The 13,906-nt window shown below is 43.6% G+C and carries 17 protein-coding genes; 10 read left to right on the forward strand and 7 right to left on the reverse strand.

Annotated features, from left to right (window positions below; genetic code table 11):
* Nucleotides 1-46 precede the first annotated feature (46 nt).
* The 7 genes from WN948_RS06485 to cbiT all read right to left on the reverse strand — a co-directional run bounded on the left by WN948_RS06485 (nucleotide 47) and on the right by cbiT (nucleotide 4,333).
* Nucleotides 47-766, reverse strand: a complete 720-nt coding sequence (locus WN948_RS06485; protein WP_342306180.1) for a precorrin-8X methylmutase — start codon at nucleotides 764-766, stop codon at nucleotides 47-49.
* Nucleotides 756-1,553, reverse strand: coding sequence for a precorrin-3B C(17)-methyltransferase (gene cobJ / locus WN948_RS06490; RefSeq protein WP_342306181.1), 798 nt, complete (start codon nucleotides 1,551-1,553; stop codon nucleotides 756-758). Before cobJ ends, WN948_RS06485 begins: the two co-directional genes overlap by 11 nt.
* A complete protein-coding gene (locus WN948_RS06495; protein ID WP_342306182.1) occupies nucleotides 1,522-1,875 on the reverse strand; it encodes a cobalamin biosynthesis protein in 354 nt (117 codons plus the stop codon). The genes cobJ and WN948_RS06495 overlap by 32 nt, the downstream gene beginning before the upstream one ends.
* The gene (locus WN948_RS06500) at nucleotides 1,872-2,318 is read right to left on the reverse strand and encodes a cobalamin biosynthesis protein CbiG (RefSeq protein WP_342306183.1); all 447 of its coding nucleotides are present in this window, start codon (nucleotides 2,316-2,318) and stop codon (nucleotides 1,872-1,874) included. The genes WN948_RS06495 and WN948_RS06500 overlap by 4 nt, the downstream gene beginning before the upstream one ends.
* Nucleotides 2,319-2,380: 62 nt before the next feature.
* Nucleotides 2,381-3,124, reverse strand: coding sequence for a precorrin-4 C(11)-methyltransferase (gene cobM, locus WN948_RS06505; RefSeq protein WP_342306185.1), 744 nt, complete (start codon nucleotides 3,122-3,124; stop codon nucleotides 2,381-2,383).
* 17 nt (nucleotides 3,125-3,141) lie between these two features.
* The gene (locus WN948_RS06510) at nucleotides 3,142-3,753 is read right to left on the reverse strand and encodes a cobalt-factor II C(20)-methyltransferase (RefSeq protein WP_342306186.1); all 612 of its coding nucleotides are present in this window, start codon (nucleotides 3,751-3,753) and stop codon (nucleotides 3,142-3,144) included.
* 25 nt (nucleotides 3,754-3,778) lie between these two features.
* Complete coding sequence (gene cbiT / locus WN948_RS06515; protein ID WP_342306187.1) at nucleotides 3,779-4,333, reverse strand: precorrin-6Y C5,15-methyltransferase (decarboxylating) subunit CbiT; 555 nt, start codon at nucleotides 4,331-4,333, stop codon at nucleotides 3,779-3,781.
* 113 nt (nucleotides 4,334-4,446) lie between these two features.
* Between cbiT and WN948_RS06520 the strand changes: the two genes are divergently transcribed.
* The 10 genes from WN948_RS06520 to WN948_RS06565 all read left to right on the forward strand — a co-directional run bounded on the left by WN948_RS06520 (nucleotide 4,447) and on the right by WN948_RS06565 (nucleotide 13,894).
* Complete coding sequence (locus tag WN948_RS06520; protein ID WP_342306188.1) at nucleotides 4,447-5,931, forward strand: cobyric acid synthase; 1,485 nt, start codon at nucleotides 4,447-4,449, stop codon at nucleotides 5,929-5,931.
* Nucleotides 5,932-6,188: 257 nt separating this feature from the next.
* Complete coding sequence (locus tag WN948_RS06525; protein ID WP_342306189.1) at nucleotides 6,189-6,425, forward strand: ferrous iron transport protein A; 237 nt, start codon at nucleotides 6,189-6,191, stop codon at nucleotides 6,423-6,425.
* Nucleotides 6,426-6,460: 35 nt separating this feature from the next.
* Nucleotides 6,461-8,482, forward strand: coding sequence for a ferrous iron transport protein B (gene feoB / locus WN948_RS06530; protein ID WP_342306190.1), 2,022 nt, complete (start codon nucleotides 6,461-6,463; stop codon nucleotides 8,480-8,482).
* A gap of 21 nt (nucleotides 8,483-8,503) precedes the next feature.
* Nucleotides 8,504-8,965, forward strand: coding sequence for a hypothetical protein (locus WN948_RS06535; protein ID WP_342306191.1), 462 nt, complete (start codon nucleotides 8,504-8,506; stop codon nucleotides 8,963-8,965).
* Nucleotides 8,965-9,270: a FeoC-like transcriptional regulator gene (locus WN948_RS06540; RefSeq protein ID WP_342306192.1), complete on the forward strand. Its 306-nt coding sequence runs from the start codon at nucleotides 8,965-8,967 to the stop codon at nucleotides 9,268-9,270. Before WN948_RS06535 ends, WN948_RS06540 begins: the two co-directional genes overlap by 1 nt.
* A 204-nt stretch (nucleotides 9,271-9,474) precedes the next feature.
* Nucleotides 9,475-10,536, forward strand: coding sequence for an anthranilate phosphoribosyltransferase (gene trpD / locus WN948_RS06545; RefSeq protein WP_342306193.1), 1,062 nt, complete (start codon nucleotides 9,475-9,477; stop codon nucleotides 10,534-10,536).
* Nucleotides 10,490-11,167, forward strand: coding sequence for a phosphoribosylanthranilate isomerase (locus WN948_RS06550; protein ID WP_342306194.1), 678 nt, complete (start codon nucleotides 10,490-10,492; stop codon nucleotides 11,165-11,167). Before trpD ends, WN948_RS06550 begins: the two co-directional genes overlap by 47 nt.
* A complete protein-coding gene (gene trpE / locus WN948_RS06555) occupies nucleotides 11,160-12,728 on the forward strand; it encodes an anthranilate synthase component I (protein ID WP_342306195.1) in 1,569 nt (522 codons plus the stop codon). The genes WN948_RS06550 and trpE overlap by 8 nt, the downstream gene beginning before the upstream one ends.
* Nucleotides 12,728-13,318, forward strand: coding sequence for an aminodeoxychorismate/anthranilate synthase component II (locus WN948_RS06560; protein ID WP_342306196.1), 591 nt, complete (start codon nucleotides 12,728-12,730; stop codon nucleotides 13,316-13,318). The genes trpE and WN948_RS06560 overlap by 1 nt, the downstream gene beginning before the upstream one ends.
* A 24-nt stretch (nucleotides 13,319-13,342) precedes the next feature.
* Nucleotides 13,343-13,894 carry an adenylate kinase family protein gene (locus WN948_RS06565; RefSeq protein ID WP_342306197.1) on the forward strand — a complete coding sequence of 184 codons (552 nt, stop codon included), beginning with the start codon at nucleotides 13,343-13,345 and terminating at the stop codon, nucleotides 13,892-13,894.
* Nucleotides 13,895-13,906 lie beyond the last annotated feature (12 nt).

Genomic DNA, 13,906 nt, shown 5'->3' on the forward strand with positions numbered 1-13,906 from the left:
AAATGTAAGAAAAGTAGGAATTCAAAATTAGAAAAGGTGAATGTGTTCAGTCAATGACACATTCATCATCATTTGCTATTGCTACAAGTTCATTGACACATGCAACTGCCATTGGAGTTCCGCCACGTGTTCCAACACATGTGATGGAAGGTACCGCTGCACCTCTGACAACTTCTTTTGACTCTGCTGCATTGACGAATCCTACAGGAGTACCAACAACAATTGCCGGTTTGATGCCATGCTCGATCATCCTGCAAACTGCAAAAGCAGCTGATGGTGCATTACCAATAGCCACAATTGAACCTTCCAGTATGTCTTTGCATTTCAGGAAACCTGCTGCGGTTCTTGTAATTCCATGCTTGCGTGCAAGTTCTGCATCCTCATCCTTGTCGAGTACACATATAATCTCACAGTTATGACCTCTCTTGGTGATACCTGCCTTGACCATATTGATATCAACAAGAATAGGAGCACCTTTTTTTATAGCTTCCACGCCTGCTTTGATAGGATCATTTACAAAACGCATGAGGTCTGCAACCGCAGGGTCACCTGTTGAGGTAACACATCTCTGTCTTACCTTATCCTCAATGGTATCATCGCCAACGAGTTTTTTAGCAATATTACGACTGGTCATGTAAATTGCCTTTGCCTCATCGGTTTGTGACCCAAGGTCGGTACAGATACCAACAAGCTCAGGATCGATCTCGGTGGTCATCTCCACAAGTTCTTCGATACTTGTGTCTGTCTTTTTGGATTCAGTAGTCATATTTCCTATGATACCCCCTTGGTGTAATTATCCTCTTGCCATATTCGGACTCCCATATGCGGGAATCATTGGTAGTGATAAGAATGGTAGTGCTCATGTCCACCCAGTCATTGTGCTCCATGACCTCGCCAAGGGTGGTGACTATGTAGTCCTGATCCTTGTCCCTCAGGGCATTCTTCACAAGACCAACAGGGACTGAATCATCCTTGTGACGCCTGATAATCTCGATAGCCTTTGAGAAATTGGATTTGCGCTGACGGCTCTTGGGGTTGTACAGTGACATAACAAAGTCTGCAGATGCTGCTGCATCAAGTCTTTTCTCAATTACTCCCCATGGAGTCAGAAGATCACTGAGACTTACGGTACACATGTCATTAACGATAGGTGCACCAAGCACACTTGCTGCTGCCGTAATAGCTGTGACACCTGGGAGTACCTCTATCTCAACATTCAGACCTGCATGTTCTGCCACTTCAAGGACAAGACCTGCCATGCCGTAAATGTTTGCATCTCCACCGCTTATCATGGAAACAACGTTCTCCTGTGCAAGTTCCACTGCCTTGCGTGAACGGTCAACTTCCTTACCCATGGCACTGCGAACGATCTCCTGTTTGTCCAGCAGACTTGCCATCTGGTCGAGATAGGTACCGTTTCCGACGATGTAATCTGAAGTAAGGATAACATCTCTTGCCTTAACGGTTAGCTGTTCGACTGAACCCGGACCTATACCAATAATGTAAAGCTTTCCTTTTGCTTCACTCTGCGATTGCGATTGTGACCCTACCATATACTTTCTTCCTTAGTATCAATTCTTTTTTATCCGACAACGCCAGTGCAGCAGGCTCTGCCACACCTCTAAGCCCGAAGCGTTTTGCCTGCGAAGCTGACGGCGCATCATAAGTATTCAATTCATCGTGATCAATGAAAGTAATTCCAATTCCAAGAATTTCTGCTGCCTCATGGAGACCCGCTTCGTTCTCTTTTAATTTAGCAGATGCCAGAGCATGCACGTCATCGATACTTCTACCTGCTTCAGCAAGTGCATTATTGATAGCATCGATTGCTTCCTGGCTGTTGATGCCCCTTCGGGCTCCGATACCTATGATCATGCGTTTTCTGCCTTTTCTTTTTTCAGGACCGAAACATCGTCCCCGACAATGACTATTTTAGGACCCTTTATTTCAAGGACCTCAACATCCTCATCAAGCAAAGCACAGTTCACCTGCACAGTGGAAGGTTTGTTGACAATGTCACAACCAAGGGATTTGGCAATGCCCTCAACAGAATTTCTATGATGGACTTCCGTGGCTGTTGTGACAACCGGAACAGGACCAATTTCAGCTATCTTCCTGACGATCTCATTGCCTCCATGATGACCACCAAGCAGGGGAATTGCGAAATTCATATTCGAATCCACTACAATAACTGCAGGATCTTTCCATTTATCTTCAATAAGTGGCGCAATCTCACGCACAACAATGCCCGTGGCGAATACTGCCACGATGGCATCATACTGCTCGAAGGCCTTTTTGAAGACGCTTTTATCGTACATCAGGACATCAGCGTTCAGATGTCCTGCCAGACGCTCTGCAACCTCAAGATTTCTCTCAAAGGTTATGATAGCGGTTCTTGTGCCACTCCGTATAAGTAAGACCTCCCGTAATTTCCATAGTCCACAGGATCAACAACTCCACCAATAAGGATCATCGCAGAGCGTATAATGCCTGCTTCCTTGACCTTTCCGGCGATATCTGCCACAGTGCCTTTTATGATCTTCTGGTCTGGCCATGATGCATGGAAAACCACTGCAACCGGGGTGTCAGGTGCATATTCCACCTTTTCCATGATCTGCTCGATCTTCTGGGTTCCCAGGAAAACAGCCATGGTTGCGTTGTGCCTTGAGAGTTCCTTTATCTGATCCTTTTCAAGGGTCTTGCCAGCAGGGCGTGTAATAATAAGGGTTTCTGAAACTTCATTTAAGGTAAGTTGTGTCTGCAATGCAGCTGCAGTTGCAAATACTGAAGAAACACCAGGTATGATCTCAACCACTACATCGAATTTCTTAAGTTCCTCGATCTGCTCAACGATGGAACCATAGAGTGAAGGATCACCGCTGTGTAGCCTTACAACTTTCTTGCCTGCTTCAAGATTATCAACAATAAGCTTGTTAGTTTCATCAAGGGTAAGTCCGTAACTGTCGATCTTTTCCCCTTTTGAGTAATTGAGCACTTCAGGGTTCACAAGGGAACCTGCATATATTACAAGGTCCGCTCCTTCAAGAAGCTCTTTGCCCATTACGGTTATATATTTCGCATTTCCCGGGCCTGACCCTACAAAATAGACTTTCTTGTTTGTCATCTGGATTCTCCTTGTGACTATTCTTTCTCTGCGAAGATTATACTGAAATAGTTGCCCTTTTCAGGAATCTTCTCTCTTTCTGTAATAATGACTTCCTTATCACTGAAAAGGCGTTCACAGAAAGTGAATTTGTTAAAACCTTCCTTTTCAAATGTATCGATTATTTCAAGCGGCTTACTTGCCTTCAACCTGATCTTGTATTTACTGTCTGAACCATCACTGACCTCAAAGGATGAATCCACTTCTGCACCTGTCTGCGCAGCAAAGGAAGTGATCGAGCTGATACCTGGAATAGTTGCTGTTTCCACATCAGGATAGAATTTTTTCATAACACGTTTTAAGTGAGTGAATGTTGAGAAAAAGTTAGGATCACCGATGAGACCAAAAACAACAAGATTGTCCTTTGATTCTTCAGCAAGCATGTCAGCATTCTTTTTCCAGATGGCATTTAGCACATCATAATCTGTCAACATGGGGAATTCAAGAATCTCTGATTCTGCATAAGGAGCTACCAGATTCGCAGCCATGGGACCGGGAACGTATACCTTATATGCATTTTTCAGGCTTTCAACAGCTTTCAATGTAAGAAGCTCCGGATCTCCCGGACCAAGTCCAACTCCAATAAGCATTTTTTATCACCATCAAGATTTAAGATTAATTCTTACCTGATCTGCCGACAACAACATATACCGGGTTTTCAGGTTTGAACATGGTTTCACCGGTAATCGGTGCACCACGCGAAACAATTAAATGCAGTACCTCATCGAATAAGTCAAGTTCTTTCATCTTATTTATTACGTTTACGACCGTTTCGATCCTGACTGCGTTCACCACAATACTCTTTGCCTTCTTTTCAGCAAGCACTTCAAGCACACGGGAAATGTTTTTTGTGCCACCTATAAATGCACAATCAATTGACCCAACATCCTGCTTTTCCAGGATCTCAGATGATTCACCGGAAAACACATGTGCATTGGTAATCTTAAATGCTTCGAAATTTTTCTTCGTTACATCAATTGCCTGTTCCCTTGCATCAATAGCACATATGCTAATATCGCGTACCATTTTTGAAGCTTCTATAGACACGGCTCCCGTACCACAACCAATGTCGAAAAATCTGCAATTATCCGTTAAATCAAGTTTTGATAGGGCAACTGCAATAATCTCCGGTTTTGTTGGACCGCCACTTACGTGCATAAGTTCTGTCATGTTCCACCTTAACTAAGATAAACTGGAGTTAAGTAGATATAAGTTGTCCTTCATAAAACTGTTGCATTATTACGAAATAGTATAGCAATTCAAAAATATTTAGGGCGGTTGCAATGGAAAACAAGAAAAAAGCTAAGAAACTACTGGTATTGGGTACTGCATCAGATGTAGGCAAGAGCATAATGGTCACTGGCCTTTGCAAGATCCTTTCCAGAAAATATAAGGTTGCACCATTTAAGGCCCAGAACATGAGTCTCAACTCATGGATCACAAAAGACGGAAAAGAGATTGGAATTGCTCAGGCAATACAGGCCAAAGCTGCCGGAGTTGAGCCCACTGCTGACATGAATCCAGTTCTTCTCAAACCCAAAGGAGATAGAACATCACAGGTTATCGTACTTGGTGAACCCTATGCCGATAAGACCGCTGGCAATTATTACGATTCCATAGAGGAAATGCATGGCGTGCTCAGGGGAGCCCTTGAAAGACTTGAGTCTGAATATGATCTGATAGTCATGGAAGGAGCAGGTGGAGCTGCCGAGATCAACCTGTATGACAGGGATATCGTCAATATTGGAACCGCACGTATAACACAAGCACCCATCATACTTGTGGGAGATATCGAATCAGGCGGTGTTTTTGCAAGTCTCTACGGAACTAAAGAGCTTCTTCCTGAAGACGTCAGCAAGAACCTCAAAGGTTTCGTCATCAATAAGTTCAGAGGCGATCCTGCAATACTTGAACCCGGATTAAAGCAGTTGGAAGACCTGACAGGTGTACCCGTTCTTGGAGTTCTTCCATATTACAAGCTCAATATACCTTCTGAGGATTCAATGGCGATCAGGAAGAAAAAGGGAAGGGAAGAAAATGAAGATATCAACGATATTGACATTGCTGTAGTGCGCCTTCCAAGGATCTCCAATTTTACTGATTTCGAACCGCTAGAGAGGATTGCAAACGTCAGGTATGTTGATCTTGATGAAAATCTGGGAACACCCGATTGCGTGATAATCCCCGGTACGAAAAATACTGTCAGTGACTTGCAAGACCTTCAGAAAAGCGGTATGGACATCCAGATACGCAACCTCAAAGGAAAAGCAGCCATCTTTGGAATTTGTGGCGGTTATCAGATGCTTGGTAAAGTTATCCACGATTCCGGCATAGAGAACGGAGTTGAAGCAGACTATGAAGGACTTGGTTTGCTTGATATCGAAACATCATTCGGTGAATACAAGAAAAAGACCATTCAGGTCCAAAAAGAAATAGTAGCCGATGGCCCAATTTTCAAAAACATCAAAGGTGACGAGATATGTGGCTACGAGATACACATGGGCATAACCAAAACACCAAGAACTGTTTTTGGTGATGACGGTAGTACTGACGAGAGCGGCACTGTGGTGGGTACATACCTTCATGGACTTTTCGAAAACGAGAACATACGCCATGCACTCATGATATATCTTGCCGAAAAGAAAGGCGTAGAGTACCATCCTGAAAAAGTCACAACTGAAGATGAGGCATATGAAGAACTTGCAGAGATAATTGAGAGCTGCCTTGACATGAATAAGATATACAAACTCATCGAAAACCAGGAATAAATACCCCTATTTTTTAAATCAGCAGCATCTGACTGTTGTTTTCTTTTTTTGCACCGAACTTTCAATTTCAAACATGTAGCCTTGGCCATCTTTTTTGAATCCACCCTGAAAGGCCTTTTGTTACTTATTTACAAGCAATGTTTGCACACAGAGACATTGTAAATAACACTACTTATGTAAGCCAATGGAAAATAATATATACATAGTTACACATTGTAGGCCCACCTATAAAAAATAAGAGAACAAAAGGTTACAAAATGAACGAAAAAACACTGGATTTCATCGAACCTGAAACATCCGTGAAGGTTCTGAAAGTAGCAGGGCAAAAGTCCTCAAGAAAAAGAATTCTTGACATGGGGCTCACTCCCGGAACAAGGGTGGACGTTATTCGCAGGGCACCCCTGGGTGACCCGGTGGAGTTCAAGCTTAAAGGCTACAATCTCTCTCTCAGAAAAAGAGAGGCTGGAACCATCATGGTCGAAATACTTGAGTAATTGGAAAATCTGATCCAAACCAGAGTGGTGACAGAATGACAGAAAAAATAACGGTAGCCATTACCGGCAACCCCAATGTTGGAAAGACCTCCATATTCAATGCAATAACAGATTCAAAACAACACGTTGGAAACTGGCCCGGAGTAACCGTTGAGAGAAAGATAGGAAAAAGAGTCCACAATGACATTGAAATGGAAATTGTAGACCTTCCCGGAACCTATAGTCTTACAGCTTATTCACTTGACGAGATAATAGCACGTGATTTCATTATTGAAGAAAAGCCGGACATTGTAGTGCAGGTTATAGATGCAACAAATCTTGAAAGGAACCTTTACCTCACGACCCAGTTGATGGAACTGGGAGTGAAAATGATCATCGCACTCAATATGACCGACCTTGCACTAGCAAAAGGTGACAGCATTGATGCGGAGAATATGCAGGAATTCCTCGAAATACCCGTAGTATCCACAATCGGAAGTAAAGGAAATGGGATAGAAGGTCTTCTTGATGCAGTTGCAGGAGAGATAGATAAGACGCAGTTCACAGAGAGCGTGTTCACCTACGAAGAAGAAATAGAGAACAATGCTGATGAACTTGGATCGATCCTTGGAACTGATCCTTATTTTGCACATTATCCGTTACGATGGTTCAGCATGAAGTTGCTTGAGGGCGACGAGAATATAATTAAAAAAGCAAGGGAAAGCGATAGCTATACCCGTATAAATGAGATACTCAGCAAAATAGATGCTGATAGTTTAGAGGCAAAAATAGCAGACCAGAGATACAAGACCATACAGGCCATGCTAAGGCAGGTTTGTGACATCAACACTGAACATCTTAGCGGTTCGGACATGGTTGACCGCGTGGTGACAAACAGAGTTCTTGGAATACCTATATTTCTGTCTTTGATGTGGGCAGCTTTTGAGATTACCTTCACTTTTGCCACACCCTTCATGAATATAATAGACATATTCTTCGGATGGCTCGCAGAAACTGCCACAAATGTCATTAATATCCCATGGCTGGCATCCCTTGTAGGAGAAGGAATGATAGCAGGTGTCGGGTCGGTACTGATATTCCTGCCCAACATCCTCTTGCTCTTCTTCATGCTCTCCCTGATGGAAGACAGCGGATACATGTCAAGAGCTGCATTCATCATGGACAAACTGATGAGCAAGATCGGATTGCACGGCAAGTCATTCATTCCCCTTATAATGGGATTCGGATGTAACGTTCCTGCCATAATGGCAACACGTACCATCGAAGACACCAGAGACAGGCTCATTACCATACTTATCACACCTTTCATGTCATGCGGAGCAAGGCTGCCGGTCTATGTGTTGTTGGCAGGTGCCTTCTTCGGAAGAGATGCAGGTGTTGTGATCTTCAGTTTGTATGCTTTTGGAATACTTGTCGCGATAGTAAGTGCAAAACTCATGCGAAGTACAATACTAAGAGGTGAAGATGCACCTTTCATTATGGAACTCCCTTCATACAAGATACCTACACTCAAAGGAAGTACCATCCACATGTGGGAAAGAGGCAAGATATACCTCAAAAAAGCAGGAACTATCATACTCATAGGTGTTGTTGGAGTATGGTTACTTGCATCAATTCCGGCACCTGGAAGTGGAGGGATCTTTGCTTCCGAGGAAATTTATGGCAGCACAAATTCCGTAATAGGCGTCATTGGAGTAATGTTAGAACCCCTTGTAGCGCCCCTTGGATTTGACTGGAGAATTGCTGTAGCATTATTGTTCGGCGTTGTTGCAAAAGAAATAGTCGTTGGTTCCATGGGTGTACTCTATGGAGTAGGCGAGAATGAAGCAAGTCTTTCAGCCGTACTTGCAGCTGGAGCAATGACACCCCTTGCAGGTCTGGGGCTAATGGTGTTCACTCTTCTGTACGCACCATGTTTTGCCTGTATAGGAGTTATCAAAAGAGAAACAGGTTCATGGAAATGGACCATGTTCCAATTACTTTACGGCACAGGACTTGCATGGGGAAGTGCATTTGTTGTGTACCAGGTTGGCAGCAGAATGGGACTACTTGCCTGAACTACAAAGGAGATGATGTAGATGAAACAAAATCATGAAAATAAAGAATTAATATTTGCAGCACTTGCAGGAGCGCTGTACACCATCTTTGGAATATTCCACATTGCAGAAGGACTTGGAATAAATACCGCAACAGCAAGTCAACTATTCGTCCCGGGCGACATCCTCGGCGGGTTCTGCCTTGTGGTCATAGGAGCAGTATTCCTTTACGGCCTAAAGGAAATGAAACAGGGAATTAACGCAGGTGTCTCCTTCGTTTATGTAGGGATATTGATGTCACTTGTATTCATGGGAGCATACCTGTTGATAATGGGCGGCACTCTGCTTGATTCCTTTATAGTCCCCGATGACTACGAAGGATGGAGTATAATGGAGACTTTCAGACCGGGAATCTACCTTGGACTACTTTCACTTGCAGGAATACTGCACTGGAAAGACAGGTTTTCCCTTAATGAAGTACTTGTATTCAGGGAGGGAGCATAATGGTAGTCGGTTACAAATTTTTCCTGAAAAGAATAGCCACAATAATGGACTCCAAAGAGAATCTCATCATCTGGACCATTGCTGGTAGGCTCAACCTCAGGCAAGATGAATTCAGGAACCTCCTGAACATCATGGAAAAAAAAGGAGATATAGAGTGTACAGCTGAAGGAGAAATTAGCTGCGGCGGGAACTGTCCAGGGTGTTCAAAGCTCTGCGCAGGCCCTGAACTATCTGCAGGGAACAGTAAAATAAAATCCTACAGGCTGACGGAAAAAGGCAGGAAAAATTGCGGAAGAGTGTCCTGATACCTTTGATATTATTTTCCGTTACATTGCTTTTTTACTGTCAATTTCTGTTTTATGCTTTTTTGAACTTTCTGATCTCTGGCTCCGTTTAATTTTGTCTTTTTTGTTTTTTGCTTTTGACAAAGCCATAAGTATTAAATACAATTAGTCATCTTTAATCACTATTGTATAGATATATACATCAATGCGTTCAAAGGTGCTCACATGAAGGACTACATAAAGAAAGTAAGTGAAAAGCAGAACCTCACAATAATGGAAGCAGAGGACGCTATCACACAGATATTCACAGAGGCCACTGATGCACAAATTGCCGGCCTCCTCATAGGCCTGAAAATGAAAGGGGAGACTCCTGAAGAGATCGCAGGTTTTGCCACCGGGATGAAAAAAGCCGCAAATACAATTGCACCGGAAGTTACCGGTGTGCTCGTGGATGTCGTGGGCACCGGTGGTGACAGGCACAATACCATCAATGTTTCGACTGCAGCAGCCATCGTAACTGCAGCAGCCGGTGTAGCCGTTGCAAAACACGGTAACCGTTCTATAACCTCTCTTTCAGGAAGTGCTGACGTGCTGAAGGAACTCGGTATAAAGGTGGACAAATCACCTGAAGAAGTAAAAGCATCGATCGAAAAAGATGGCATCGGTTTCATGTTTGCACCAATATTCCATCCTGCGATGAAAAGGGTCGGACCCATTAGACAGGAAATGGGAGTCAGGACCGTGTTCAATATGCTCGGGCCCCTTACAAATCCTGCAAATGCAAAAACTCAGCTTGTTGGTGTTTTTGACAAGAAGCTATGCGAACCATTTGCCCAGGTAATGAAAAAGCTCGGTGTTGAAAGAGCAATGATAGTTCACGGAGACGGCATGGATGAGATATCCAATATATCCGAAACATATGTTGCCGAACTCAAGGACGGAAAGATCAGCACCTATACACTCACTCCTGAAGAGCTTGGGATCAAGAGAGCAAAAGCAAATGATATTGTAGGCGGCACACCGAAAGAGAACGCACTTGACATAATATACATCCTCAAAGGTGAAAAAGGACCTAAGAGAGATATTATAGTAATGAACTCCGCCGCGGCCCTTTATGTTGCTGGCAAAGCTGGCTCCGTAAAAGAAGCCATTCCAATGATCGAAGAGATACTTGATAGTGGTAGAGCCATGGAGAAACTACTGGAATTCAGTGATAACAACAACATCCAAGAGGTTATACATGAAGCAGCTTCCAAGAGTGAAGATATGCGGAATGCAGTCTGCTGAAGACATAGAACTGGCAGTAAGCTATGGAGCTGATGCTGTTGGTTTTATCACAGAGGTTCCTGTGAACACACACAGAAAACTGGATGTACAAACAGCAGCAGAGCTTGTAAAATCAGTACCCTTCTTCGTGGACTCAGTACTTGTGATAATGCCATCTGACGGTCAACAGGCACTGGAACTTATAGAGAAGGTAAAACCAGATGTTGTACAGCTTCACAATGAGCTCAGCCCTGAAGAAATAGAGATCATACGCAACGGCACGCACCAGAAGATCATAAGGACATTTACCATACCTGTAGAAAGCAAAGAATTGCCTGCAAAGCTTGTGACTGAACTGGATGCACTACTTGACAATGACCTGATAGACGGCATACTTCTGGATTCGGGCAAAGCAGGAACCAGTGGTGGCACAGGCGCGGTGCATGACTGGTCAATAAGCAGGCAGGTAGTGGAAAATACAAATATCCCGGTAATACTTGCCGGTGGACTTAATCCTGAAAATGTGCGGGATGCCGTAAAAGAGGTCAGGCCATTTGCCGTGGACACTGCCTCAGGTGTAGAGACAAATAAAATAAAAGACCCTGCAAAAATACGCAGGTTCATAAAAGAGGTCAGGTGTATCAATGGTTGATTTTGATCTTACTAAAGATGATTTTACATCCCTTATTGAAAATTCACAGAAGCCTGCAATCGTGCAGCTTATGACAAAAGTGGATAGCATATGTACGCCCCTGCAGTTGTACGCAACCTTGCAGAATGCAAGTCATTCCTATCTGCTTGAATCTGTCGAAAAGGAAAAAAGACATGCAAGATATTCATTTGTAGGTTATGAACCGGAGATGGTAGTATCTATAAAGGACAACTACCTGACAATCGAATGCCAGATGAACTCCGAGCTTACAAAACATATCTATAGCAAACTAAAGTCCATGGGAAACATTGAATCCCTTATTGGTGGCAAGTTCAGGTTAAAGATCAGCGAAGATGAAGATGCACTTGCAGCTTTTAGAAAAATATACCCCACCAGTACCGATACAACGCTACTTAACCAGAAACGCTTTGACAGGCAGACCTTCCTGGGAGGTGCAATCGGTTACAACAGTTACGACCTTGTTTACGATTCCTGGTTAGACATCGACAAAAAACCTGATGCTGACACACCGGACATGCATTTTGCCATCATGTCGAAGACCTTTGTCTTTGACCACATAACCAACGAAACCTACATAGTGATCACACCTTTCGTGACAGAAACAAGTGACTTGGATGCTGTTTACGAGCATGCATACTCCGAGGCACTGTTGATGGAAAGGTCACTGCAGATGGCATCCGTAATAGGAATAAGTGAAGATATTCCTGCGGTAGATTCTGAAAAACCTGTTGCCAATACTGATCAGGCAGCTTACGAGGATGCAGTACTAAAGGCAAAACAGCACATTATTGATGGTGATATTTTCCAGGTCGTGATCTCCCGAAGATACACTGTCAAAATGAAACAAACACCCCTGCAACTCTACATCAGGCTCAGGAACATCAACCCAAGTCCTTACATGTATATCTTCAACTTCAAGGACATTGGAATAGTGGGTGCAAGCCCTGAAACACTCATGACAGTGTACGACAGGAAAGTAATAACAAATCCGATAGCAGGTACATGTCCACGAGGAAAGGATGAAGAAGAGGATAAAGTACTTGCCGCTGAAATGCTAGAGGACAAGAAAGAATGTGCTGAGCATGTAATGCTCGTAGACCTCGGACGCAATGATGTCAGGATGGTCTCTAAAGGTGGAACTGTTAAAGTCGATGACCTTATGAGTGTTGTGAAATACTCACATCTGCAACATATCGAGAGCACGGTGAGCGGGGATCTAAGGGATGAATGCGACCAGTTCGATGCCACAAGAGCGATATTCCCTGCCGGAACATTGTCCGGTGCACCGAAAATAAGGGCAATGGAAATAATAGATAACCTTGAGCCTGAATCAAGAGGAATATACGGCGGTGGCGTGGGATATTATTCATGGAATGGCGATGCTGATTTTGCAATTGTCATAAGGACTGTGATGATAAAGAACAACACAGCCTATGTACAGGCAGGGGCAGGCATCGTGGCTGACTCTGACCCGACATACGAATATAATGAAACGGAAAGAAAAATGGCTGCAATGATAAAGGCGATAGGAGGAAAATAATGAAAATATTGTTCATCGACAATAAAGACTCCTTCGTATGGAACCTTGTAGATTTTGTTTCCATATTCGAGCCGGACACAGTAGTCGTTACCAACACGATTACCATTGAAGAGGTTAAGGACATGAAACCAGATGGAATCATCATTTCACCCGGACCCGGCACACCTCACAAAGCAGAAGATGTCGGAACATGTATTGACATTATCAGAGAATTTGGAGCAGAGATTCCCATACTTGGAGTATGTTTTGGACACCAGGCCATAAATACTGCATTTGGAGGGACCATCGACCATGCAATTGGAGGACCGATACATGGTAAAACGTCCGATATAAGCCATGACAATTCAACGCTCTTTGCTAACCTAAAAGGTGGTTTCAAGGGCGGAAGATATCACTCCCTTGCCATAAAGGAACTAGCTGCTGACCTGAAAGTTACCGCGAAGACAGATGATGACATCATCATGGCCGTTGAGCACAATGAATATCCGATCTATGGAGTGCAGTTCCATCCGGAATCCATCCTTACCGATGAAGGAGTTAAGATCATCAGAAACTTCCTCAGGGTAATCGAGGGGATGCACAAGGATTAAGCGTTTGCAGGCTTATTAGTAACCATGCTTATCGGTATCACAGGAACACCGGGAACAGGGAAGACATCTGTTACAAAACTAATGGAAAATGACCCATCATATCAGGTTATCCACCTCAACGAGCTCATCAAAGAAGAGAAGCTCTACTGCGAAGTGGATACAGAAAGGGACTGCGTCGTTGCTGACATGGACCTGGTATATAACAGGGTTCTGGAACTGCAGGATAAATTATATCCTGTCACCATAGTTGACAGCCATCTCTCACACCATATTGCTGATATCGTTATTGTGCTGAGGACATCGCCTGAAAAACTGAAAGAAAGATTGGAAAAAAGGAAGTATTCAGTTGAAAAAGTACGGGAAAACCTCGAAGCAGAAGCCCTGGACATCATCCTGGCGGAAGCGGTGGACTGGTGCGAGAAGGTCTTTGAACTTAATACGACAGGAGGAACTGTGGATGGAACCTTCAAGGATATCGGGAAAATAATAAAGGCACTTAAGAGAGGAGAAACAGAAGAAATCGAACAGGCTTACAGACCAGGGTCTGTGGACTGGAGCGATTACTTATTTGATTAGCTTCCATCCCCT

Source organism: Methanolobus sp. ZRKC5 (assembly GCF_038446525.1).
Lineage (GTDB): Archaea > Halobacteriota > Methanosarcinia > Methanosarcinales > Methanosarcinaceae > Methanolobus.

Excerpts from the sequence above, each read along its gene's own strand:
- WN948_RS06485 (WP_342306180.1), bottom strand. The coding sequence starts at position 766 with ATGACTACTGAATCCAAAAAGACAGACACAAGTATCGAAGAACTTGTG.
- cobJ (WP_342306181.1), bottom strand. The coding sequence starts at position 1,553 with ATGGTAGGGTCACAATCGCAATCGCAGAGTGAAGCAAAAGGAAAGCTT.
- WN948_RS06495 (WP_342306182.1), bottom strand. The coding sequence starts at position 1,875 with ATGATCATAGGTATCGGAGCCCGAAGGGGCATCAACAGCCAGGAAGCA.
- WN948_RS06500 (WP_342306183.1), bottom strand. The coding sequence starts at position 2,318 with ATGTACGATAAAAGCGTCTTCAAAAAGGCCTTCGAGCAGTATGATGCC.
- cobM (WP_342306185.1), bottom strand. The coding sequence starts at position 3,124 with ATGACAAACAAGAAAGTCTATTTTGTAGGGTCAGGCCCGGGAAATGCG.
- WN948_RS06510 (WP_342306186.1), bottom strand. The coding sequence starts at position 3,753 with ATGCTTATTGGAGTTGGACTTGGTCCGGGAGATCCGGAGCTTCTTACA.
- cbiT (WP_342306187.1), bottom strand. The coding sequence starts at position 4,333 with ATGACAGAACTTATGCACGTAAGTGGCGGTCCAACAAAACCGGAGATT.
- WN948_RS06520 (WP_342306188.1), top strand. The coding sequence starts at position 4,447 with ATGGAAAACAAGAAAAAAGCTAAGAAACTACTGGTATTGGGTACTGCA.
- WN948_RS06525 (WP_342306189.1), top strand. The coding sequence starts at position 6,189 with ATGAACGAAAAAACACTGGATTTCATCGAACCTGAAACATCCGTGAAG.
- feoB (WP_342306190.1), top strand. The coding sequence starts at position 6,461 with ATGACAGAAAAAATAACGGTAGCCATTACCGGCAACCCCAATGTTGGA.
- WN948_RS06535 (WP_342306191.1), top strand. The coding sequence starts at position 8,504 with ATGAAACAAAATCATGAAAATAAAGAATTAATATTTGCAGCACTTGCA.
- WN948_RS06540 (WP_342306192.1), top strand. The coding sequence starts at position 8,965 with ATGGTAGTCGGTTACAAATTTTTCCTGAAAAGAATAGCCACAATAATG.
- trpD (WP_342306193.1), top strand. The coding sequence starts at position 9,475 with ATGAAGGACTACATAAAGAAAGTAAGTGAAAAGCAGAACCTCACAATA.
- WN948_RS06550 (WP_342306194.1), top strand. The coding sequence starts at position 10,490 with ATGAAGCAGCTTCCAAGAGTGAAGATATGCGGAATGCAGTCTGCTGAA.
- trpE (WP_342306195.1), top strand. The coding sequence starts at position 11,160 with ATGGTTGATTTTGATCTTACTAAAGATGATTTTACATCCCTTATTGAA.
- WN948_RS06560 (WP_342306196.1), top strand. The coding sequence starts at position 12,728 with ATGAAAATATTGTTCATCGACAATAAAGACTCCTTCGTATGGAACCTT.
- WN948_RS06565 (WP_342306197.1), top strand. The coding sequence starts at position 13,343 with ATGCTTATCGGTATCACAGGAACACCGGGAACAGGGAAGACATCTGTT.